Here is a 23,308-nt window from a genome sequence, read left to right on the forward strand (position 1 = left end):
CAGGTGAGAACCGGCAGCTACGCGCCGGACAGGACTCGGAGTGGTCGCGCTATCCCGCCGAAGCGATCAGGCGCTCGTGCTCGGCATCGTCGACCTCGCGCGCCTCGTCGATGAGCATGACGGGGATGCCGTCGGCATCGATGCGGTAGGCGACGTGGAGTCTCGGGTTGTACAGCTCGTCACCCGCGTCGATCAGCGGGCCGTGGTCCTGCGGGCAGGCCAGGCGTTCGCGCACGATCGGGTCGATGGCCTCAGCGCGTGTCGTCACCCGAGTCAGCCTAGGGCATCGCTGGTCGCGGCCCTGGCCCAGTCCAGCTTGGCGACGACGGTGCGCGTGTAACGGCGGTATCGGCCGTCCTCGTCCCGATACCAGATCCGGCCGCCGGGTCGCGGAACACCTTCGGACACGAACCCGGTGCTCAGCGGACGGAACGACGCGGACTGCGGGATGTCGTCCACGATCCGGATGAGGTGCGGCCGCTGCTCGGCCTGGAATTCACCCAGGGCGATGCGCAACTGGGTGACCGTCAGCGAATCCGGTTTCACCTCGGGCCGCAGCGTCATGGCCGCGATGACCACCTGCTGCCCCGGTTCGCCGACGCCGTACACCACGACCTGGTCGACAACATCCATCCGCGAGAGCGCCTGCGTCAGCGGCGGGATGAACACCGGCCCGTCGGCCGTCCGCAGCACGCGGTCGGTGGCACCCAGGAAGTAGAGATCGCCGTCGGCATCGCGGACGAACAGGTGGCCGGAGACCTCCCAGCGATCCCGCGAGTTGAAGACGTCGCGGAGGACCGTTCCGTTGGTGTCGAACTTGTGCTTGGCCTTGGCCAGCAACAGGCCGGGTTCACCGACCTCGGCCCGGCGCACGAAGCCGGAGTCATCGATCCGCAGCCGGTCGTGCGCGATGTCGTAGGCCGCGACCTCGACGGGGTTCGTCTCCGGCAGCGGCCGTCCGACGGACGACAACTTGTCACCCGAGACGTTCGCGAGAATCGCGGACCCGTCGGCGGTAGCGAAGAACTCGAGGATGCGGGCGCGGGGAAAGCTCGAGCACACGTCTTCCCACAGACCGGCCGACATGCCCGAACCCATGAACAACCGGATCGGGTTGTGCTGATTGATGCGGAAGCCGGGGTCGCGGACGATCCCGCTGAGCATCGACCAGGTGTAGGACACCACCGTGATGCCGTAACGCTGCACCTCCACCGAGAAGTTCGCCGGGTCGATGCCGTTGGACAGTGCGATGCGCGAGCGTCCGACGACCGTCGCCCCCAACGTGGTGAGCAGGCCCGACGCATGGTGCAGCGGCGGAAGGCAGTAGACCGTGTCGCGGTCGGTCAGCGCCGCCGCGGACGCGGCGCCGAACGCCGACATCGCGAACCGGTGATTGGTCACCGGCCACGGGACGAGCTTGCCGTAGGCGCGGCTGAACAGGATGAACGCGAGGTCTCCGGCGAGCCCGGGGTCCGGGCGGTACCACGTCGGCATGACGACCTCGTCGGGATCGATACGTTCCATGTCCACGATCGACGTCCCGTCGGCACCCTCGATGGCACGCGATTCGCCGCTGCCACCGCCGAGGACGAGGACCCGCTCGGAGGCGGCCGTCGCGAGGTCGAGGTTGGTGGGATCGGTGACGATGACGGAGCTGTCGGCGAGCCGCATCATCTCCCGGACGTCTGCGTCGCCGGCCAGGAGTACCGCCACCGCACCCAGCCGTGACAGCGCCGCGACGACCACCAGTGCGCTGGGGCGGGTGTCCATCAGGACGCCGATGTGCTGACCCGGGCGGATGCCGCAGTCGACGAGACCGGCGACCACGTTGTTGATACGGGCGTTCACCTGCGCGTGCGTGAGCACGCGGTTCTCGAAGAGGAACAGCTCGTTGTCGCCGCCTCGCTTCGTGTTCTCCGCCATCAGTTTCGACAGCGAGATGCGGGTACCGCTCTGGATCTGACCGAGCCGGAAGAGCCGGGGCACGGTTCGCACGGACTCCGAGGCCACCGCCCTCGACGTCCGCTGCAGCGAATTGGCCAGGCCGAGCAGCTCGCGGGATGCCGCGGTGCCGGCGTCGGCGACCGATCCCACCCCGTGGCTGAGCCTCGACGACAGACTGACTCCGCCACCGTGACCCGGTTCGACCAGCGACATCTCGGTGATGAGTTCGGGCCGAGGGCCGTTGTCGGACAGCCAGTTCACCCAGTCCGAGGTCGTCGGCCAGGTGTGCTGGCCGGCCGTACTGCCGACCACGAGTCCGAAATGTCCGGCCGGCAGGGTGGATTCGTACACCTCGGCGTCGGGCGCCGCCCGCACGATGCCCCGGACCGCGGCCGGTTGGCCGATGTCGTCGGCGTCGCCGACGAAGGCCAGGACCGGGCAGGTGATCTCGGCCAGGGACACCAGATCACCGTTGATCACGAAGCCGCCCGAGACCATCCGGTTGTGGGCGACGAACTGCCTGAGAAGTTCGGCGATGGCCGGTCCCGACCAGGCGACCCACCCGTCGGCTTCGAGGAAGCGGCGTTGGTCCTCGCGCGGCAGGAGAGCTTCGCGGTCGTGGAGCCGGCGGAGGAAGTCGATGCGGCTCCGGACCGTCTTGACCGGGTCGAGGAGTTGAAACCCGGTGCGGGCCATCCAGTCCCGCACCCAGAGGTTGCGCGAGAAGGCTTTGTCCGCCAGGAACTCGGCCGCCGGGGCGACGAGTCCGGCGGGCAGTCCGAGCGGAAGTGCTGCGAGGACGTCGACGGGGCTGCCGAAGGTGATGAGGCTCGCGATCCCCTTGGACCTGCGGTATGCGGCGGTCTGGTAGGCGAACATGCCGCCCTGCGAATAGCCCGCGAGGTGGATGTCCCGTCCGGTCGCCTCGATGATGAGGTCGATGGCGCGGCTGATCGCGACCACGTGGTCGGCGAGATTGCGCTCCATCCCGCCCTCTTCGTCGTCGGGCGAGCCGAAATCGATCACCCAGGGCGTGATGCCGTTGCGGTGCAGGATCGACACGGCGCCGTTGTGCTCGGTCACGTCATAGACGTTGGCCGACACCATCATCGGCGGTACCAGCACGATGTTCGGCCCCGTCGACGGCTCGTTCGGGAAGTACCTGCGGAGCCGGAACATCCGGTGTGTCTCGACGATCGCGAACGGCGCCGGCTCCGTTCCGGTCTCCAGACCTCCGAAGCGGAGTACCTCGAGTCCGTTCTGGGCGGTGGCCAGCACACGTCCGACCACCCCGCCTAGATCACGGCCCCCGTCCCACACCGCCATCGTGTTGATCCTCCCGTCGTCGGTGACTTGACCACCGACGAGTCGGTGACACAGGTCACTGTACCTACTGGTGCGCGTTCAGCGTCGCCCTCCGGGGCCCGCCGTCCATCGTGTCCGTAGATCGGTGGTCTGAGCCGTCACGACGTCGAGCTGTCGGCGCAGCTGGACGGGAGCCGTCCCGCCGTGCGCGCTCCGCGATTCGACCGAGCCACGCACGGTCAGCACATCCCGAACCGCGGGGGTGAGACCCGGATTGATGGAGGCCAGGGTCGCGTCGTCGAGCTCGTCGAGCCCGACTCCACGGGCCTCGGCCTCGCGGACGCACGCGCCGGCCACCTCGTGGGCGACGCGGAACGGTACACCCTGCCGCACCATCCACTCGGCGATGTCGGTGGCGAGGGTGAAGCCGGCGGGTGCGAGCTCCTCCATGCGTTCGGTGTGGAATTCGAGCGTCGCGACGAGACCGGTGACCGCGGGCAGCAGCAGTTCGAGCTGCGCGACGGCGTCGAAGACGGGCTCCTTGTCCTCTTGGAGGTCGCGGTTGTAGGCGAGCGGCTGTGCCTTGAGCGTCGCGAGCAACCCGGTCAGATCACCGATGAGCCGCCCGGCCTTGCCGCGCATCAGCTCGGCGACGTCCGGGTTCTTCTTCTGCGGCATGATCGAGCTGCCGGTGGACCACGCGTCGGCGAGGGTCACGTACCCGAATTCCGGTGTGCTCCAGATGATCACCTCTTCGGACAACCGGGACAGATCAACCGCGATCATCGCGAAGACGAACGCGGCCTCGGCGGCGAAATCGCGCGCCGACGTGGCGTCGATCGAGTTCTCGGCGGGAGCGTCGAATCCGAGATCGGCGGCGATCGCCGCGGGGTCGAGACCCAGCGACGAGCCGGCGAGCGCACCGGAACCGTACGGCGACACCGCGGTTCGGCGGTCCGCGTCGGCCAGCCGGTCGATGTCGCGCAGCAGCGGCTGCGCATGGGCGAGCAGGTGATGACCCAGCAGGACCGGTTGCGCGGCCTGCAGATGGGTCTTGCCCGGCATGATCGCGTCGGGATGGGCCGCGGCCTGCGCAGTCAGCGCTTCCACGACATCCAGCACCCCCAGCGCGACCCGGCGCATGGCGGCACGCAGCCACATGCGGAACAGCGTGGCGACCTGATCGTTGCGCGAGCGTCCCGCCCTCAGACGACCACCGAGTTCGGGTCCGACCCGCTCGATGAGTCCGCGTTCGAGCGCACCGTGGACGTCTTCGTCGGAAGGTGCGGGGCCGAAGGTCCCGTCGGCGACATCTGCGGCGAGACGATCGAGGCCGTCGATCATCCCCGCGAGATCGTCAGCCGTGAGCAGTCCGGCCTTGTTCAGGACGCGGGCGTGCGCCTTCGACGCCTCGATGTCGAAAGGCGCGAGCGCCCAGTCGAAGTGGGTCGATTTGCTCAGCGCCGCCATCGCCTCGGCCGGACCGCCGGCGAAACGGCCACCCCAGAGCGAACCCTGGTTGGTGGTCCCGCCGGCGTCCGGACCGGCTCCGGTACCCCCACTCACAGATTCAGGTCCCGCTTCGCGGCGATCTTCGACGACAGGCCGTGCAACTCGACGAAGCCACGCGCGGCGGACTGATCGAAGGTGTCACCCTCGTCGTAGGTGGCGAGGTTGAAGTCGTACAGCGACTCGGCGCTGCGGCGACCGGTCGCGGCGATCGTGCCGCCGTGCAGGGTCAGCCGGATCTCACCCGTCACGTGTTCCTGGGTGGAGGCCACGAAGGCGTCGAGCGAGCGCTTCAGCGGCGAGAACCACAGGCCGTCGTACACCAGCTCGGCCCACTTCTGGTCGGTGCCGCGCTTGTAGCGTCCCAGCTCGCGCTCGATGGTGACGTGCTCGAGCTCCTCGTGGGCGCGGATGAGGACCATGGCGCCGGGGGCCTCGTACACCTCGCGGCTCTTGATGCCCACCAGGCGGTCCTCGACGACGTCGAGACGTCCGACGCCCTGCGCACCGGCGCGCCGGTTGAGTTCCTGGATCGCCTCCAGCACGCTCACCGGTCGGCCGTCGATGCTGACCGGGCGGCCCTTGTCGAAGCCGATGATGACCTCGTCGGGCGAGTTCCAGTTGACCGTGGGGTCCTCGGTGTAGTCGTAGACGTCCTTGGTCGGGGCGTTCCACAGATCCTCGAGGAAACCGGTCTCCACCGCGCGTCCCCACACGTTCTGGTCGATGGAGAAGGGCGACTTCTTGGTGACGTTGATCGGGATGTCGTTCTCGCCGGCGAAGGCGATGGCCTTCTCACGGGTCCAGGCGTAGTCGCGGACCGGCGCGAGCACCTGCAGGTCGGGTGCGAGGGTCGCGAAACCGACCTCGAAGCGGACCTGGTCGTTGCCCTTGCCGGTGCATCCGTGGGCGACGACCGTGCCGCCGTGATCACGCGCCGCGGTGACGAGGTGCTTGGCGATCAACGGACGCGACAGCGCCGAGACGAGCGGGTAGCGGTCCATGTACAGCGCGTTCGAGGTGATCGCGCCGAGGCAGTACTCGTCGGCGAACTCGTCGCGGGCGTCGACCACGACCGCCTCGACCGCGCCGCAGTCGAGTGCTCGCTGACGGATGACCTCCATGTCCTCGCCGCCCTGGCCGAGGTCGAGTGCCACGGCCACGACCTCTTTGCCGGTCTCTTTCTGGATCCAGCTGATCGCGACCGAGGTGTCCAGGCCGCCCGAGTATGCGAGTACGACACGTTCTGCCATGAGGTGAAGCTCCTGTTCTGCGCGTTGACCGGGTCCATCATCGGCCCCGGCGTTCCGGCGACACCGTCCGGGTACCGATTGGGGGTGTCGCGGCTGTTCGTTTGTTGTGGTCTGGGTGTTCTGTGCTGGTCAGCTTGTTCGGATCGATGGCGGGCGCGGCTACACGAGTCCCTCGATCCGTCGTGCGAGGCCGGCGCCGTCGAGCGGCTCGCGCGCCACCACGAAGATCGTGTCGTCCCCGGCGATCGTCCCGACGACGTCGGGCAGGCGTGCCCGGTCGAGTGCGGCCGCGAGGTAGTGCGCGGCGCCAGGGGGTGTTCGCAGCACCGCGAGATTGCCGCTGCTGTCGGTCGACACCAACAGGTCGGAGACGAGCCTGCCGAGCCGGTCGGTGCCACCGGACACGCCGCGGACGGGCGAACCGTCCTCGGGCACCACGTAGACCCCGGCGCCGCCGTCCGCGGCGCGCAGCTTCACCGCGCCGAGCTCGTCGAGGTCGCGCGACAGCGTGGCCTGCGTGGCGTCGACGCCCTCTTCGGCAAGCAACCGCTGCAGCTCGGACTGGCTGCGCACCTGATGCGTGGACAGGATCTCGATGATCCGCGCATGGCGCCCCGCCCGGGTGGCGGCGAGCCGGCTCTCCGAGGGTTCGGCCCCGGCGGTCATCGTGAAGGCCTGATCATGACGAACTCCTACTCACTGCGATTCGCGAGTCACTGGTGCTCCAGCAGCCAGATCAGGAGTGCCTTCTGCGCGTGCAGGCGGTTCTCCGCCTCGTCGAACACGACGCTGCGCGGACCGTCGATGACCGACGCGGTGATCTCGTCGCCGCGGTGCGCCGGCAGGCAGTGCAGCACGATGGCGTCGTCGGCGGCATGCGCGAGGAGGGCGTCGTTGATCTGGTAAGGACGGAACGGTGCGGTGCGGTCCTTGCCGTCGTCCTCGTGTCCCATCGACACCCAGGTGTCGGTCACCAGGACATCGGCACCGGTGGCCGCGGCGACGGGGTCGCCGACGAGCTCCACCGAACCGCCCGTCTGGGCCGCGCGGCGCTCGGTGTCGGCGATGATCCCGGGATCCGGCCGGAAACCCTCGGGCGCACTGATCCGGACGTGCATCCCGGCGGTGACACCGCCCAGGGCCAGGGAGTGCGCCATGTTGTTCGCGCCGTCACCCAGGTAGGTCATGGTGAGGCCGGCGGGAGAACCCTTGTGCTCGATGATCGTCTGCAGATCCGCGAGTACCTGGCACGGGTGGAATTCGTCGGAGAGAGCGTTGACCACCGGCACCGTGGCGGCCGAGGACAACGCGTCGAGTCGATCCTGGCCGAACGTGCGCCACACGATCGCGTCGACGAAACGGGACAGGACGAGGCCGGTGTCCTCCAGGGTCTCCTCGCGGCCGAGCTGTGTGGTGCGGCCGTCGACGACGACGGCGTGCCCGCCCAGCTGGGCGATGCCCACCTCGAACGAGAAGCGGGTGCGGGTGGAGTTCTTGTCGAAGATGACGCCGACTCCGCGCGGCCCCTCCAGGGGTCGGAACTCGAACGGTTTCGCCTTGACCTCGGCGGCCAGTGCGAGCACCTCGGCCTGCTCGGCCGGGGTCAGGTCGTCGTCGCGCAGGAAATGTCGGGTCATGCCTTGTCCCCCTTGGTCGATGTGGCCGCCTCTTCGGCCGCTGCGGTGTCGAGTCGAGCCGCTCCCGCGGCGGTGTCGAGCAGTCCCGGCAAAGCCGCCACGAAGGTCTGCCCCTCCTCCTCGGTGAGGATCAGCGGTGGTGCCAGGCGCAGGACGTCCGGTGCGGGCGCGTTGATGAGGAACCCCGCGTCCCGGGCTGCGGCCTCGACACGCTGCGACAGCGGCTCGTTGAGCACCACTCCGAGCAACAGGCCCGAGCCCCGGACGTGGGAGACCAGCGGGTGCTGCAGGTCCTCGATCCCTGCGGCGATCGACTTTCCCACCGCCGCAACGGAATCGACGAGACCTTCGGTGTCGATGACGCGCAGCACGGCGAGTGCGGCTGCGGCGCTGACGGGATTGCCGCCGAACGTGGTGCCGTGCTGACCGGGCTCGAACAACTCGGCCGCTCGACCGGTGGCGATACACGCACCGATCGGCATTCCCCCGCCGAGCCCTTTGGCCAGGGTCATCACGTCGGGGATGATCCCCACCTGCTGGTGCGCGAAGAAGGTGCCGGTCCGGGCCACCCCGGTCTGGACCTCGTCCAGGATCAACAGCGCGCCACGCTCTTCGGTGATCCGGCGAGCGGCAGCCAGATAGTCGGCAGGCGGCACGACCACACCGGCCTCCCCCAGGATCGGTTCGAGGATGACCGCCGCCGTCCGGTCGGAGACCGCTGCGTCGAGAGCACCGACATCTCCGTAGGGCACGAAGCGGACGCCGGCGGGCATCGGCTCGAACGGCTCCCGTTTCGCCGGTTGGCCGGTCATCGCCAGCGCACCCATGGTGCGCCCGTGGAAGGCCTTCTCGGCCGCGACGATCTCCGGCCGTCCGGTCCGCCGGGCGAGTTTGAAGGCCGCCTCGTTGGCCTCGGTCCCGGAGTTGCAGAAGAAGACGCGTCCCGGGTGACCGAAACGGTCGAGCAGCTTCTCCGCGAGTTCGACGACAGGCGGGGCGATGTACAGGTTCGACACGTGCCCGAGCGTCTGGAGTTGAGTGGTCACCGCCTCGACGATCGCCGGGTGCGCGTGGCCGAGTGCGTTGACCGCGATCCCGCCGAGGAGGTCGAGGTAGCGCTTGCCGTCGGCATCGGTCACATGGGCACCCGATCCGCCGACGAGGGCGATGGCGGGGGTGCCGTAGTTGTTCATCAGCGACTGTGTCCAGCGCTGTTGCAGTGGCGCGGTCATGCGTCCTCCTCCGGTACGACGACGGTGGTGCCCGTCGAACTCCCGGTCAGCAGTTCGGCGAGAACGGAATGTGCCACACGGCCGTCGATCACGTGGGCCCGTTCGACTCCCCCGGTCACCGCACGCAGGCAGGCCTCCATCTTGGGGACCATGCCCGAGTCGAGGGACGGCAGCAGTTCGGTCAGGGTGTCGGTGTCGATCTGTGAGGCCAGGGACCCGCGGTCGGGCCAGTCGGTGTACAGCCCTTCGACGTCGGTGAGCATCACCAGTCGAGATGCTCCGAGCGCTTCGGCCAGCGCTCCGGCGGCGGTGTCGGCGTTGATGTTGTGGACCACGCCGTCGCGGTCCGGCGCGATTGTCGAGACCACCGGGATACGGCCGGCGGCAACGAGATCCAGGACCGCCGAGGTGTTGACCGACGCGATGTCGCCGACGAGACCGATGTCGGTGGGCACACCCTCGACGAGCACCGTCCGCCGTGCGGCGGTGAAGAGGTGGGCGTCCTCGCCCGTGATGCCGACGGCGTAGGGACCGTGCGAGTTGATCAGCCCGACGAGCTCGCGGCCGACCTGGCCGAACAGGACCATCCGAGCCACATCCATGACCTCAGGGGTGGTCACGCGGAATCCGCCCTTGAACTCGCCCTGCAGTCCGAGCCTCTTCAGCATCGCCGAGATCTGCGGCCCGCCACCGTGAACCACGACGGGGTGCATTCCGCAAGCGCGCAGGAAGACCATGTCCGCGGCGAACGCCTTCTTCAGTTCGTCGTCGACCATGGCGTTGCCGCCGTACTTGACGACGACGGTCGCGCCCGCGAGTCGCTGCAGTGCGGGCAGGGCCTCGGCGAGGATCTTCGCCTTGGCGAGACCGCCTTCCGGATCGATCGGGCGAGCTCCCGACATCGTCTCGCTCATGACGAATACGCCGAGTTCTCTTCGACGTACGCGTGCGAGAGGTCGGTGGTCCGGACGCTGGCCCAGGAATCCCCCAGCTTCAGGTCGACGACGACGGCGATGTCGGCGCCGGACAGGTCCACGTCCCGTGCCCCGTCGACGCCGAATCCGTTCTCACACACCGGACTCCCGTTGAAGGACACCGCGATGCGATCGGGGTCGATGGTGACGGGCGAAGCCCCGACCGCGGCAAGCACCCGACCCCAGTTGGGGTCGGACCCGAACAGTGCCGTCTTCACCAGCGAGTCGCGCGCAACGGCACGGGCGACGGTCAGCGCGTCGTCCTCCGAGCGTGCGCCCGTCACCGTGATGACAACCCTCTTCGTGACCCCCTCGGCGTCGGCCATCATCTGGGCCGCGAGGTCATCGCAGACGGCGAAGACCGCATCGTCGAGGTCGGCCTGGTCCACCGGAACCTGACTGGCCCCGGAACTGAGCAGCAGCACGGTGTCGTTCGTCGAACACGAGCCGTCGATGTCGAGGCGGTCGAAGGTCCGGGCCGTCGCCCGTCGCAGTGCGGTGTCGAGTTGCTCCGGCGTGGCCGCCGCGTCGGTGGTGAGCACCACGAGCATCGTCGCCAAGGACGGCGCGAGCATCCCCGCGCCCTTCCCCATCCCGCCGACGTTCCAGCCCTGCGGATGATGCAGCGCAGCTTGTTTCGGCACGGTGTCGGTGGTCATGATCGCGTACGCGGCATCAGTGCCGCCGGACAGCCCGCCGCCCATGTCCTGCACGATCTCGGTGACCCCGGCCAGCACCTTGTCCATCGGCAGGCGATCGCCGATGAGTCCGGTCGAGCAGACCGCGACCTCGACGGCACCGGTACTGGTCCCCCAGTTGCTGAGCGCGTCGGCCAACGCCTCCGCGGTTTTGTGCGTGTCCTGGAACCCGCCCGGACCCGTACAGGCGTTGGCGCCACCGGAGTTCAGGATGACCGTGCGCAACCGGCCCGTGGTGAGGACCTGTTGCGACCACAGGACGGGCGCGGCCTTCACCTGGTTGCGGGTGAAGACACCTGCCGCGGCGTGGTCGGGTCCCTCGTTGAAGACCAGGGCGAGGTCGAGCGCGCCGGAGGCCTTGATCCCGGCGGCGATGCCTGCGGCCCGGAAGCCGAGGGGCGCCGTGACGCCCTGGTCCCGCACGAGGCGCGGGTGATCGCCGGGGGCACCGCCCTCGATCCGGTCGTCGTCGGTCTGCTCGGTTCCGGTCACGGCGCCACTCCCACGGTGCTCAGTCCCTCGTTCTCGGTCCATCCCAGCGCCAGGTTCATCGATTGGACCGCGGCGCCACCGGTCCCCTTGGTGAGGTTGTCCACCGCACCGACGACCACCAGGGTCTGGGCGCGTTCGTCGACGGTCACGCCGAGCTGGACGGCATTCGACCCGATCACCGAACCGGTCGCGGGCAACCGCCCCTCCGGCAGAACGTGCACGAATTCCTCGTCGGCATAAGCCTTCTCGTACACCGCACGGGCCTCCTCTGCGGTCGCAGAGGTGCGCGCGGTGCATGTCGCCAGGATGCCGCGGGCCATCGGCGCGAGGATCGGCGTGAAGGAGACGGTCACCGGCTGCTCCGCGGCGGCCGAGAGGGCCTGCGAGATCTCCGGTGTGTGCCGGTGGACCCCGCCCACGCCGTATGCGCGGGCGGATCCGATGACCTCGGAGGCGAGCAGATCGACCTTCGGTGAGCGACCGGCACCCGAGGCACCGCTCACCGCCACCACGGTCACGTGCGGTTCGGCGATACCTGCGGTGATCGCCGGCAGCAGCGAGAGGATCGAGACCGTCGGGTAGCAGCCGGGTACCGCGATCCGGCTCGCATTCTTGAGCGTCTCCCGGTTACCGGGCAACTCCGGGAGCCCGTAGGGCCAGGTCCCGGCATGATCGCCGCCGTAATAGGCGGTCCACTCGCCCGCGTCCCGCAAGCGGAAATCCGCACCGCAGTCGATGATGAGCGTGGTCGGCGGCAGCGCGTCGGCGATCACCGCGGACGCTCCGTGCGGCAAGCCCAGGAACACCACGTCGTGTCCGGCGAGGATCTCCGGTGTCGTGTCCTCCAGCACCCGATCGGCCAGCGGCAACAGGTGTGGGTGATGGGTCCCGAGGAGCGTGCCGGCATTGCCGCCGGCGGTGAGCGCACCGATCTCGAGGTCACCCGATCGCAGGCGGGGATGCCCGCACAACAGCCGGAGGATCTCACCACCCGCGTATCCACTCGCGCCGGCCACCGCCACCTTCACGACGTCGGTCGAGGCGGTCCCACTGTTGATCGAGCCTGTCTCGCCGCTGGTTGAGCTTGTCGAAGCCATGCTGATCATTATGCAGCAGGATGCAAATCAATTCACGACAGGGTGGTTCTCCCGCGGGGTCGGGGTCAGCGCAGACGGGCGCCCACCCGGGTCGCCGCCGCGTCGACGGCGGCGAGTTTGGCCGCATTCGCCTCGTCCTCGGTCAGAGTCCGGTCCGTGGCGCGGAAGCGAAGCGAGAACGTGAGCGACTTGTTGCCCGCGCCGACCTGCTCTCCGGTGAAGACGTCGAACAGTGCGATGTCCTCGAGCAGGTCGCCCGCCCCGTCGCGGAGCGCCGCCTGGACGTCCGCGGCCGGGACCTCGCCGCCGACGACGACGTTGACGTCCTGCAGGACAGCGGGGAACACCGACACCGATGGGGCCGGGAGGACCTCTCGGAGCGGCAGCGCATCGATGTCGATCTCCACCGCGCAGGTCCGCTTGGGCAGATGGGCCCGCTCCAGAACAGCCGGATGCAGCTCACCTGCGTAGCCGACCGTACGACCGTCGACCGTGAGCCGCGCGCAACGTCCGGGATGCCACGGCCGGTGGTCTGCGGCGGTGAGCTCGACCGTCACACCGGCTGCGCGACCGATGGTGCGCGCCGCCTCGAACGCGTCGAGGTGATCGGCGGGGCGCCCCGGACCCCACGGGCCGGCAGGGTCGCGGAGTCCGGTCAGGACCACGCCCACGTGCAAGGGCTGATGCGGCAGCGATGCGTCGAGTGCCGCGATCTGCTCCTCGGACGGCCGCCGGGTCACGTCGAGAGCGGCAACCGGGGCGACGTGGTCGCCCGCGATCACGACCTGGCCGATGGTGAACAGCGACAGGTCACGCTGCCCACGGGCGATGTTGCGGGCAGTCATCTCCAACAGTCCTGGCAGCAGCGTCGAGTTGAGCTCGGGGCGGTCGGATTCGAGCGGATTGAGGACCTTGACCGTGCGTCGTCGCTCGTCGTCGGCCGGAAGGTCCCACAGGTCGAAGACGCCGGACGGCATGAACGGGTACGGCAGGACCTCGACGTAGCCGTCGAGCGCCAGGGTGCGGCCGACGCTGCGACGCCGACGCTGGACCGGGGTCAGTCCGGTCCCGCCGGGGGCACGCGGTACCACGGCCGGGATGTCCTCCAGGCCTTCCAGCCGGAGGACCTCCTCGACGAGGTCCGCACGCTGCCGCAGGTCGGGCCGCCACGACGGCGGGAAGACGTCGAGCTGGTCGGTCCCGGTCACCACACAGCCGACCTCGGTCAGCCTCGTGACGGTGGTGCCGGCGGGATAGCTGACCCCCGCGACACGATCGGGTTCGTCCGCGGCGATGCCGATCGTCGACCGGACAGGGGTCGGGACGTGCGTTTCCGACAGCGGGGACGCGACCGTGCCGCCGGCGATCTCGACGATCAGCGCCGCCGCGCGATCGGAGGCCACCGTGGTGATCTCCGGGTCGACGATCCGCTCGAACCGCTTGCTGGCCTCGGAGGTCAGCTTGTGGCGCTTACCGGTCCGGAACACTCGAACCGGATCGAAGGTGGCCGACTCCAGCAACACCGCGGTGGTCTCGGAGCCCACCTCGGTGGTCGCGCCGCCCATGACTCCGGCCAGCGCGATCGGTCCGGTCTCGTCGGCGATGACCACGTCCTCGGGGTCGAGGACGCGCACGGTGTCGTCGAGGGTGGTGAGCTTCTCCCCCGCTCGTGCCGGACGGACGGTCATGGTTCCGCTGACCCGGTCGGCGTCGAAGGCGTGCAGCGGTTGCCCGAGTTCGATCATCACGTAGTTGGTGATGTCCACGATGGCGGAGATGGGCCGGATCCCGGCGACCATCAGTCGCTTCTGAATCCACCACGGGGAGACGGCGTTCGGATCGACGCCCGTGATCACGCGCGCGGTGTAGCGGGTCGCGCCGGAGTCCTCGTCGATGGCGACGGGCCAGGCCGAGACCGAGCCGTCGTCGGCGATGTCGCCAGACGCCAGACCCGGGTCGACGAAGGGCACCCCGAAGCTGCCGGCGAGTTCGCGGCCCAGTCCGCGCACCGAGAACGCGTAGCCGCGGTCCGGCGTCACGTTGACGTCGATGGCCGCGTCGTCGAGCCCGAGTACCTCGCGGGCGTCGGCCCCGGGCTCGGCGGTGCCGGGCGCCAGAACGAGGATGCCGCTGTGGTCGGTGCCGATCCCCAGCTCGGAAACCGAACAGATCATGCCGTCGGAGACGCGGCCGTAGGTCTTGCGCGAGGCGATCTCGAACGGACCGGGGAGCACGACGCCGGGCAGAGCCGCGACGATCAGATCCCCCTCGGCGAAGTTGCGTGCACCGCAGACGATCCCGCGCGGCTCGGACTCACCCACCGCGACCGTGCAGAACCGGATCGGCTTCTTGAACTCGGTGAGTTCCTCGATCGTCTCGACGCGACCGATCACCAGCGGACCGGTGATCTCCGGGAACTCCTCGATGTCCTCGATCTCGAAACCCACGCGGACGAAGCCGGCGTCGATCTCCTCGGTCGTGGCCGACCACTGCGGGTCGCCGGCTCGAAGGACCTCGGTGTACCAGGACTGAGGTGCACGCACTGTGTATCAACTACTTTCGTGGCGTCGTGAGAAGTCGGCGGGACTGATCGAGCCGGACGAGGTCAGGCGGCCGGCCCGAACGGAAGGGTGAACCGGATGTCACCCTCGACCATGTCGCGCATGTCGGAGATGTCGTTGCGGAACTGCAGGGTCCGTTCCAGGCCCATCCCGAATGCGAAACCCGAGTAGACGTCGGGGTCGATTCCACTGGCGCGCAGGACATTCGGGTTGACCATGCCGCAACCGCCCCACTCCACCCAGCCCGGCCCGCCCTTCTTGGCGGGGAACCACACGTCGACCTCCGCGGAGGGCTCGGTGAACGGGAAGTAGCTCGCGCGCATCCGTGTCGTGGTCTCGGGACCGAACAGTGCCCGTGCGAACGTCTCGAGCGTGCCCCGCAGGTTCGCGAGGGTGAGGCCCTTGTCGACGGCCAGACCCTCGATCTGATGGAACACGGGGGTGTGGGTGGCGTCGAGTTCGTCGGTTCGAAAGGTTCGGCCGGGGCAGGCGACGTAGATGGGGAGGTCGCGGTTGAGCATCGAGCGCACCTGCACCGGCGAGGTGTGCGTCCGCAGCACCTGACGCGATCCCTCGGGGGCGATGTAGAACGTGTCCTGCATCGACCGGGCCGGATGGTCGGGGAGGAAGTTCAGCGCGTCGAAGTTGTGGTGCTCGGTCTCGACCTCGGGCCCCTCGGCGATCTCCCACCCCATACCGACGAAGACATCCGCGACCTGTTCGGCGATGACGGTGATCGGATGACGGGCACCCACCGGGCGGCGTCCGCTGGGCAGCGTCACGTCGATTGACTCCGCGACGAGCACCGCCGCGTCACGCTCGGCCTCGAGCACCGCGGTGCGCGCCTCCAGCGCTGCCGAGACCCGCGCGCGGACCTGGTTGACAAGCTTCCCGCCCTCGGAGCGCTGCTCCTTCGGGATCGACCCCAGCGCCCGCCGCGCCAGCGCGATCGGGGAACGGTCGCCGAGGTGTGCGGACTTGGCCGCGGCGAGCTGGTCGAGATCGGCCGCCGCCTCGAAGGCCTCGATCGCCGACGTCGCCGACGCCTCGAGGTCGTCGGGTCCCGGAAATGCCGTTGCGTCGGCGGAAGTGGCCACGGTCGGCGTGCTCCTCATGCGTCGAATCGATGAATGGTCTGGTCGGCGTCGTCAGTCGGATGATCGCAGGCGAACCCGGCGCAGCGGCTGTCAGCGACGACGACCCCCATCGAGGGTAGTCGACCCCTCCGGTGCGCTGACCTGCAGGGAGGCGCGCTCTCCGCGACGACCCACCGCGGTCGTCCGTCCGCGAGCCGGAACCACCAGGCAACGCGCACCGACAGCGCACGCGCAACCGGCCGCCAGCCACCCGAGGCCACCCTCGGTCAGTCCGGCGCGGGCGACCATCAGCACCGCCACCCCGAGACCGGCCAGCATGACGAGCAGCGCGGCGTCACGCAGCGGGCCACCGCGCCTGGCAACCGGTTCGTCCCACCACGGCAGGGGCCTGTTCTCCCACGGGGAGAGCACCGCGACGACCGGGACCATCAGCGCGAGCAGGAGAACGGTCTGCGTCCCGACGATCATCGGAAACGACGCGGAATGCACATCGGCCCGGTCGATGCCGACGGCCGCACCGAGCGCGATGATCGTCGCCAGCACCGGCAGGTGCCACAGGTACAGCGTCATCGCCCCGCGGTTGCCCATCGCGACCCACCACCAGATCCGAGGACGGTCGGCGATCGCGGCCAGCGCGCGCCGGAGTGCGATCGCCCCGGCACACAGGACGACGGCGTGGCCGGCGAGGAGCAGGCTGGGCGGGCTCATGTTGGACAGTTGCTGGCCGGGCACGGTCACGAGCGAGACCTCGTACGGACCCCACGCCACGAGGGCCAGGTCGACGACGAGCGCGCCCGCTGCCGCGACGAGGGCCGACGCGGGCCGCAGGAGTTGCCTGGCGTAGGCGACGCCGAGAACGGCGGGAATCGTCCACACCGTCAGAAAGTTCAGGTACCCCAGCGCTGCCGGGCCGTCGTCGAGCCGGACGGCGTCCACGACCGCGGTGATCCCCCAGCACGATGCGAGTGCCACCACGACGTCCCGTCGGGAACCCATGCGTTGCAGGACTGGTACCACCGCGAGCACCAGTAGGTAGGCGCCGAGGAACCACAGCAGCTGCACACCGAGACGGGCCACGACGTCGGCGGGGGCGGCTGCGCCCAGGAGTGTCAGTGTGGCGAGCACTGCCCCCACCGCCCCCAGGTACCAGACCAGTGGACGCATCAGCCGTTGCGTCCTGGCGAACAGCCAGTGCCCCGCGGTCGGCGTGGCGTCGGGCCCTCGCGACATCCAGCCCCGGGTCGCCGCGGCGGCGCCGGCGAAGAAGAACAGCGGCAAGACCTGGAGCACCCAGGTCGCCGGTTGCAGGACCGGCACGTCGCCGAGGGTGTTGCCCAGTCGGATCGAGCCGCCGGTCGAATCGACCGTCAGCATGATCGAGTGGCCGGTGACGACGACCACGAGCGAGACGATGCGGATCAGGTCGATGACCCTGTCCCGCTCGACGGACAGGGCTGCGAGTTCGCGTGCGTTCGGCAGAGCAGACGACGACCGCATGGTCGGCTCGGTGGTGGACATGCGCCAAGTCTCGACAGCACCCGGCCTGTCGACCTGAGCAGAACTACTCGGTCGGGCTCGGCAAATCCCGCAGCACGTCGGGGCGGGTCCGCCAGTGCTGTGTCGCCGATCTGTTGTGTGCTACTTGCCGAACCCGGCTCTCTTGAGGGCGTCCGCCATCGCACCGCCCGGTGCCGGCCGGCGGTCGTTGCCCTTCCCGCCGCCACTACGGTTCGGCTGGCCGCCCCGATTCCCCTGGGCGGCCCGACCTCCGCCACGCTGGTCGTTCCGACGCGGCTGGCCCCCGCCCCGATTGTTCTCGCCCCGGTTGTTCTCGCCCCGGGGTGCGCGGACACCACCCTTGCTCCCGGCTCCCGGCTCGTCGTCGAGTCGCAGCGACAACCCGATCCGCTTGCGGTCGATGTCGACGTCCATGACCTTCACCTTGACGATGTCGCCGGACTTCACGACCTCGTGCGGGTCGGACACGAAACGGTGCGCCATCGCCGAGACGTGGACGAGTCCGTCCTGGTGCACACCCACGTCGACGAACGCACCGAAGGCGGCCACGTTGGTGACCTGGCCCTCGAGGACCATTCCGGGGGTGAGATCGGAGACCTTCTCGATGCCGGTGGCGAAAGTCGCGGTCTTGAATTCCGGTCGCGGGTCCCGCCCCGGCTTGTCGAGTTCGGCGATGATGTCGACCACGGTCGGACGTCCGAAGGTGTCGTCGACGAAGTCGTCGGCGCGCAGCTTGGTGAGCGTCGCGGTGTCGCCGATGAGGGATCGGACGTCGGTGCCGACCTTGTCCAGGATGCGGGTGACCACCGGGTATGCCTCGGGGTGCACGCTCGAGGCGTCGAGCGGGTTGTCGCCGTCGGTGATGCGGAGGAAGCCCGCGCACTGTTCGAAAGCCTTCGGCCCGAGGCGCGGCACATCGGTGATCTGTTTGCGACTCCGGAATGCGCCGTGCGCATCGCGGTGCGCGACAAGCGATTCCGCAAGCCCGGCGGTGATTCCCGACACCCGCGACAGCAACGGCACCGACGCGGTGTTCACATCGACACCGACGGCGTTCACCGCATCCTCGACGACGGCACCGAGCGAGCGCGCGAGCAGCGTCTCGGAGATGTCGTGCTGGTACTGGCCCACGCCGATGGACTTCGGGTCGATCTTCACGAGCTCCGCGAGCGGATCCTGCAGACGGCGGGCGATCGAGACCGCACCGCGGATGGAGACGTCGAGGTCCGGCAGCTCCTTCGAGGCGTAGGCCGACGCCGAATACACCGAGGCACCCGCCTCGGAGACGACGACACTCGTGGGCGGCTTCTTGCCGGCCTCCTTGATCGCGGACAGGAGTTCACCGGCGAGCGCATCGGTCTCGCGGGACGCCGTGCCGTTGCCGATGGCGATGAGTTCGACGCCGTGTTTCTCCACGAGTGCGCCGAGGACGGCCAGAGCTCCCGCCTTGTCGCGCCTGGGCTCATGCGGGTAGATGGTCGCGGTGTCTACGACCTTGCCGGTGGAGTTGACGACGGCCACCTTCACACCGGTCCGCAGACCAGGGTCGAGACCCATCGTCGTGCGCGACCCGGCGGGGGCCGCGAGCAGCAGGTCCTTCAGATTCGTGGCGAACACGGCGACGGCGTCGGCCTCCGCAGCCTGACGCAGCCGCATCCGCACGTCGAGGGACAGCCCCACGAACAGCTTGGTGCGCCATGCCCAGCGCACGGTGTCGGCGAGCCAGCGATCGGCCGGGCGTCCCTGATCGGAGATGCCGAAACGCGCGGCGATCCGCTGCTCGTATGGCCCGGGACCGGCCGGTCGGTCTGCCGCGTCGGGATCGGCGTCGAGGGTGATCGACAGGATCTCCTCGCGCTCACCCCGCAGCACCGCGAGTACCCGGTGCGAGGGCAGCGAGGTGAACGGTTCGGAGAACTCGAAGTAGTCGGAGAACTTGGCACCCGCCGACTCCTTGCCCTCACGGACCGCGGTCCGCAGGACACCGGTCTGCCACATCAGCTCGCGGAGCTCACCGACCAGGTCGGCGTCCTCCGCGAACCGCTCGACCGCGATCGCGCGGGCGCCGTCGAGCTGCTCTGCGGTGAACGTCGACGGATCCGTCATCGGGTCCGACAGCAGCGCGTCGGCGACCGGCTCGTGTCCGGCCTCCCGGGCGATCTGCGCCTTGGTACGACGCTTCGGCTTGTACGGCAGATAGATGTCCTCGAGACGCGCCTTGGTGTCGGCCTCGAGGATGCGTGCGTCGAGGGCTGCGTCGAGCTTCCCCTGCGCGGCGATCGACTCACGGACCGCCTGGCGGCGTGCCTCCAGGTCGCGCAGGTATCCCAGGCGCTCGTCGAGGGTCCTCAGTTGCGCGTCGTCGAGACCGCCGGTCGCCTCCTTGCGATAACGCGCGACGAACGGGACCGTCGAACCGCCGTCGAGCAGGTCGATCGCCGAACGAACCTGTCCGATGCCCACGCCGAGTTCGGTGGCGATCGCCGAGGCGATGCGCGTGGTCACGACGGCCGGGTCGGGCGCAGACACGGTTTGAGGGGCAGCGGCCGGCGAACCGGTCGGCTCCGTCGCGGAGTCGGGAGTGGACACGGACTCGGGTGACACAGTTTCTGACACGATCGCCGACCCTACCGGCCCCCTCGGACAGCGGTCAGACGCGACCCGCCGCGCCGTGGACCCGCGCGCTCTCGTACAGACAGATCGCCGCCGCGGCAGCCACATTGAGACTCTCCGCGCGCCCGCGGATCGGGATGGACACCCGATGGTCGGCGTCGCGCATCACCTCATCGGGCAAGCCGTGTGCCTCGTTGCCGAACAACCATGCGACGCGGCCGGACAGCACATCCGCGGCGTGGTCGAGGTTCACCTCGCCGTCGGCGGCGGTCGCCAGCAGCACGACGCCCGCACGACGGACGGCACCTAGTCCGTCGTCGACCGAACGCTCGCGTACGACGGGCACCGTGAACACGCTCCCGGCACTCGCCCGCACACACTTCCCGTTGTGCGGATCGACTGCGTCGCCCAGCAGGACAACGGCATCGGCGCCCATCGCGTCCGCGCACCGGATGAGCGTGCCCGCGTTGCCCGGCTCACGGGGCTCGACGGCGATCGCGAGAAGCCTCGGCGCATCGGTGAGGACGGCGTCGAGCGGCACGTCGAGGAGCGGGCAGATCGCGAAGATCCCGGCGGGGGTCGAGGTCTCGGCGAGCTTCGACGCGGCCCGCGCGCTGATCACGTGGACCGGCACACCGCGCGACGCCGCGGATTCGGTGAGGTGGCGGTGGCGAAGCTGTTCTTCCTCGGCGACCAGCAGCGACTCCACGCGATCGACGGCGAGGGCCGACGTGACGGCGTTGGACCCCTCGGCCAGGAAACGTCCCTGCTCGCGGCGCTCCGCGGCACGGTGGAGCTTCGCATACGACACGACCCGCGAGGATCGCTCGGACAGGATCTCCGTCATCGGATGATCGTCCTCGCGGCTCGCGGGTTGTGTGGAGTGTGACGCAATCAGGCAGCCGGGGCGTTGACGTCGGCCGGCAGCGCCTTGCGGGCGACCTCGACGAGACCGGTGAAGGCCTCGGGATCGGTGACGGCGATGTCGGCGAGCACCTTGCGGTCGACCTCGACACCAGCGGCCTTGAGGCCCTGGATGAAGCGGTTGTAGGTGATGTCGTTGGCGCGGGCCGCGGCGTTGATACGCGAGATCCACAGCTTGCGGAATTCACCCTTGCGCGCGCGGCGGTCGCGGTAGGCGTAGGTCAGCGAGTGGAGCTGCTGCTCCTTCGCCTTGCGGTACAGGCGCGACCGCTGTCCGCGGTAGCCCTTGGAGGCCTCGAGGGTGGACCGACGCTTCTTCTGGGCGTTGACGGCCCTTTTCACGCGTGCCATGTGTTAGATCCTTTTGCTTGTCAGATGTCTGGGGTCGCTGGCGTCAGCGGTTGAGCAGTCGCTTGATGCGCGGGGCGTCGTTCTCGCTGACGACGGTGGTGCCGTCGAGACGGCGAGTGCGCTTGGACGACTTGTGCTCGAGCAGGTGGCGACGGTTGGCCTTCTGGCGCACGATCTTTCCGCTGCCGGTCACCTTGAAGCGCTTCGCGGTGCCCTTGTGGGTCTTGCTCTTCGGCATGTTCTTCCTTCTCTCGGGCGAACTCGGGCACCGGACCGGGCGGGGTCCGGTGTGTGTCCGGGTTCGCGTGTCTGATCTCGGCCGGAACGGATCGGACTCTCGTCCGGCCGATCGACTCAGTTCTCGTCCGCTCAGTTCTCGTCCGCGGCAGCCTTGGGGCCACCGGAACGTTCACGGCTCTCTTGCGCCTTCTGGCGGGTCTTCGCACCCTTGTGCGGGGCGAGGACCATGGTCATGTTGCGACCGTCCTGCTTGGCCGACGTCTCGACGAAGCCGTAGTCGGCGACGTCGTTGCCCAGGCGCTGCAACAGGCGGTAGCCGAGCTCGGGACGGGACTGCTCGCGGCCGCGGAACATGATGGTGACCTTCACCTTGGAACCCGCCTCGAGGAACCGGATGACGTGACCCTTCTTGGTCTCGTAATCGTGGTCGTCGATCTTGGGCCGGAGCTTCTGCTCCTTGATGACGGTCATCTGCTGATTGCGACGCGATTCGCGCTGCTTCTGGGCTGCCTCGTACTTGAACTTGCCGTAGTCCATGATCTTGCAGACCGGTGGACGGGCGTCCGGAGCCACCTCGACCAGGTCGAGGTCGGCCTCGTAGGCCAAGCGAAGCGCATCTTCAACACGCACGATGCCCACCTGCTCCGAGTTGGGTCCGACGAGTCGGACTTCAGGGACGCGGATGCGCTCGTTGATGCGGGTCTCAGTGCTGATGGGGCCTCCTTGTTCAATCCTGCAGTGGTAACCGTCGCGTCGTGGCGAGGACGTATGCAAGAGAACCTGCGGAACACCTCAGCAAGGAAGCCCCGGGACTGATGTCCGCGGGGCTCCGATACCGACCGGTTCTTGGCGAGCGCCTTCACGGGCGCACGTCGCCGATCACGTGCAGCTCAGCATCGTAGGATGCGATCTGCGACGATCGGCGTGAACCGGACCGTACAACTGCGGCCCTCGGAAACCCGAGAGACTCGCGTCGAACGGTGGGAGCGGAACTCCACTTACGACCCCGGCGCATACCAGGGCGGTCGTGCTATGGGAGTCTAACAGCCATGGCCGAGAACTCCTATTCGTCACCTGCACCGTTACCCCCGGAGGGTGCGACGGACGGCGGCGCCGAAACGGGAGCTCCGGCGGACACCGATCTGGACAACGTCCGTGACCTGGGCGATATTCCGGCGATCGAGGTCATCACCCGGTCGATCGTGATGCTGATGTCCGCCGCCGCTGAGAAGCTCGGGCTCGCCGAAGACGCTTCGGCCGACAACATCGATCTCCCCGAGGCCCGCACGCTGATCACCGCACTCGCGGGCATCGTCGACGCGTCGAAGGCCGATCTCGGTATCCACGCCGCCCCGATCCGCGACGGGCTGAAGGGCCTGCAGCTGGCCTTCCGCGAGGCGAGTGCTTACCCGGACGAACCGGGTGAGGGCCCCGGCGAGAAGTACACCGGGCCGGTTCGCGCGCCGCGGCGGTAGGCGCAGCCGTCGGTCGAGCAGGCGAGGAACGCGGCGACGAGCCGTGTCGAACCACTACCCTGGTCGCATGACGAATGCCGATGAGTCCGGCGGATCCGACGAGATCGTCGACGCCGAGATCGTGCCGACACCGCCCACAAGTCCGGTGCCGGGGGCACTCCCCGACCCGGACTACACCGACAGCGGGGTCCCGACCTTCGACTTCGTCCGCGACAAGATCGAGAACCGGATCACCACCGCGATCGGGTCCCAGGAGCTGGCCGAGGCGAGTGCCGAAGGCCAGTCCGTCGACGAGATGATGCGCAAACGCGACGAGGCCGCGAAGAAGCGCCTCGAAGAGATCCGCAAGTCGATGGGTTCCTGAGAGCCGACCGAACCGCCTCACCCC

At 68.9% G+C, this 23,308-nt stretch carries 20 protein-coding genes; 2 read left to right on the forward strand and 18 right to left on the reverse strand.

Translation table 11 applies throughout. The features are described 5' to 3' along the window. Nucleotides 1-49: 49 nt before the first annotated feature. From ACSUZC_RS13340 to infC, 18 genes are all read right to left on the reverse strand, one after another. Complete coding sequence (locus ACSUZC_RS13340) at nucleotides 50-268, reverse strand: Trm112 family protein (protein ID WP_439029023.1); 219 nt, start codon at nucleotides 266-268, stop codon at nucleotides 50-52. A 5-nt stretch (nucleotides 269-273) separates the two neighbouring features. After that, nucleotides 274-3,270 (reverse strand): AMP-binding protein, encoded by a 2,997-nt coding sequence (locus tag ACSUZC_RS13345; RefSeq protein ID WP_439029024.1) that lies wholly within the window; start codon nucleotides 3,268-3,270, stop codon nucleotides 274-276. A 78-nt stretch (nucleotides 3,271-3,348) separates the two neighbouring features. After that, nucleotides 3,349-4,815 (reverse strand): argininosuccinate lyase, encoded by a 1,467-nt coding sequence (gene argH / locus ACSUZC_RS13350; RefSeq protein ID WP_439029025.1) that lies wholly within the window; start codon nucleotides 4,813-4,815, stop codon nucleotides 3,349-3,351. Further along, entirely contained in the window at nucleotides 4,812-6,011 is a 1,200-nt protein-coding gene (locus ACSUZC_RS13355; RefSeq protein ID WP_238423305.1) for an argininosuccinate synthase, read from the reverse strand. Before ACSUZC_RS13355 ends, argH begins: the two co-directional genes overlap by 4 nt. Nucleotides 6,012-6,170: 159 nt before the next feature. Further along, on the reverse strand, nucleotides 6,171-6,677 hold the full coding sequence (locus tag ACSUZC_RS13360) for an arginine repressor (protein ID WP_004018766.1): 507 nt from the start codon (nucleotides 6,675-6,677) through the stop codon (nucleotides 6,171-6,173). A gap of 47 nt (nucleotides 6,678-6,724) precedes the next feature. After that, nucleotides 6,725-7,648: an ornithine carbamoyltransferase gene (argF, locus tag ACSUZC_RS13365; protein ID WP_439029026.1), complete on the reverse strand. Its 924-nt coding sequence runs from the start codon at nucleotides 7,646-7,648 to the stop codon at nucleotides 6,725-6,727. Continuing rightward, nucleotides 7,645-8,880 carry an acetylornithine transaminase gene (locus ACSUZC_RS13370; RefSeq protein WP_439029027.1) on the reverse strand — a complete coding sequence of 412 codons (1,236 nt, stop codon included), beginning with the start codon at nucleotides 8,878-8,880 and terminating at the stop codon, nucleotides 7,645-7,647. Before ACSUZC_RS13370 ends, argF begins: the two co-directional genes overlap by 4 nt. Next, complete coding sequence (gene argB / locus ACSUZC_RS13375; RefSeq protein WP_439029028.1) at nucleotides 8,877-9,794, reverse strand: acetylglutamate kinase; 918 nt, start codon at nucleotides 9,792-9,794, stop codon at nucleotides 8,877-8,879. The genes ACSUZC_RS13370 and argB overlap by 4 nt, the downstream gene beginning before the upstream one ends. Then, a complete protein-coding gene (argJ, locus tag ACSUZC_RS13380) occupies nucleotides 9,791-11,044 on the reverse strand; it encodes a bifunctional glutamate N-acetyltransferase/amino-acid acetyltransferase ArgJ (protein WP_439029029.1) in 1,254 nt (417 codons plus the stop codon). Before argJ ends, argB begins: the two co-directional genes overlap by 4 nt. Further along, on the reverse strand, nucleotides 11,041-12,066 hold the full coding sequence (argC, locus tag ACSUZC_RS13385; protein ID WP_439033117.1) for an N-acetyl-gamma-glutamyl-phosphate reductase: 1,026 nt from the start codon (nucleotides 12,064-12,066) through the stop codon (nucleotides 11,041-11,043). Before argC ends, argJ begins: the two co-directional genes overlap by 4 nt. A gap of 140 nt (nucleotides 12,067-12,206) precedes the next feature. Continuing rightward, nucleotides 12,207-14,684 carry a phenylalanine--tRNA ligase subunit beta gene (gene pheT, locus ACSUZC_RS13390; protein WP_439029030.1) on the reverse strand — a complete coding sequence of 826 codons (2,478 nt, stop codon included), beginning with the start codon at nucleotides 14,682-14,684 and terminating at the stop codon, nucleotides 12,207-12,209. A gap of 62 nt (nucleotides 14,685-14,746) precedes the next feature. Next, nucleotides 14,747-15,799 (reverse strand): phenylalanine--tRNA ligase subunit alpha, encoded by a 1,053-nt coding sequence (pheS, locus tag ACSUZC_RS13395; protein ID WP_439029031.1) that lies wholly within the window; start codon nucleotides 15,797-15,799, stop codon nucleotides 14,747-14,749. A gap of 90 nt (nucleotides 15,800-15,889) precedes the next feature. After that, complete coding sequence (locus ACSUZC_RS13400; RefSeq protein ID WP_439029032.1) at nucleotides 15,890-17,317, reverse strand: acyltransferase family protein; 1,428 nt, start codon at nucleotides 17,315-17,317, stop codon at nucleotides 15,890-15,892. Nucleotides 17,318-17,437: 120 nt separating this feature from the next. Next, entirely contained in the window at nucleotides 17,438-19,906 is a 2,469-nt protein-coding gene (locus ACSUZC_RS13405; RefSeq protein WP_439033118.1) for a helix-hairpin-helix domain-containing protein, read from the reverse strand. A 61-nt stretch (nucleotides 19,907-19,967) separates the two neighbouring features. Continuing rightward, nucleotides 19,968-20,777 (reverse strand): TrmH family RNA methyltransferase, encoded by an 810-nt coding sequence (locus tag ACSUZC_RS13410; protein WP_439029033.1) that lies wholly within the window; start codon nucleotides 20,775-20,777, stop codon nucleotides 19,968-19,970. A gap of 47 nt (nucleotides 20,778-20,824) precedes the next feature. Continuing rightward, nucleotides 20,825-21,205 (reverse strand): 50S ribosomal protein L20, encoded by a 381-nt coding sequence (gene rplT / locus ACSUZC_RS13415; RefSeq protein WP_188327984.1) that lies wholly within the window; start codon nucleotides 21,203-21,205, stop codon nucleotides 20,825-20,827. A gap of 43 nt (nucleotides 21,206-21,248) precedes the next feature. After that, nucleotides 21,249-21,443, reverse strand: a complete 195-nt coding sequence (gene rpmI / locus ACSUZC_RS13420; protein WP_004018754.1) for a 50S ribosomal protein L35 — start codon at nucleotides 21,441-21,443, stop codon at nucleotides 21,249-21,251. 131 nt (nucleotides 21,444-21,574) lie between these two features. After that, on the reverse strand, nucleotides 21,575-22,219 hold the full coding sequence (gene infC / locus ACSUZC_RS13425; RefSeq protein ID WP_439029034.1) for a translation initiation factor IF-3: 645 nt from the start codon (nucleotides 22,217-22,219) through the stop codon (nucleotides 21,575-21,577). A 275-nt stretch (nucleotides 22,220-22,494) separates the two neighbouring features. On the opposite strand from infC, the gene ACSUZC_RS13430 reads away from it, so the two are divergent. Both ACSUZC_RS13430 and ACSUZC_RS13435 read left to right on the forward strand, forming a co-directional pair. Beyond that, entirely contained in the window at nucleotides 22,495-22,920 is a 426-nt protein-coding gene (locus tag ACSUZC_RS13430; RefSeq protein WP_439029035.1) for a DUF1844 domain-containing protein, read from the forward strand. A gap of 67 nt (nucleotides 22,921-22,987) precedes the next feature. Beyond that, nucleotides 22,988-23,284, forward strand: a complete 297-nt coding sequence (locus ACSUZC_RS13435; RefSeq protein WP_439029036.1) for a PspA domain-containing protein — start codon at nucleotides 22,988-22,990, stop codon at nucleotides 23,282-23,284. Nucleotides 23,285-23,308 lie beyond the last annotated feature (24 nt).

This window comes from Gordonia terrae, from assembly GCF_051789125.1.
Taxonomy (GTDB): domain Bacteria; phylum Actinomycetota; class Actinomycetes; order Mycobacteriales; family Mycobacteriaceae; genus Gordonia; species Gordonia terrae_A.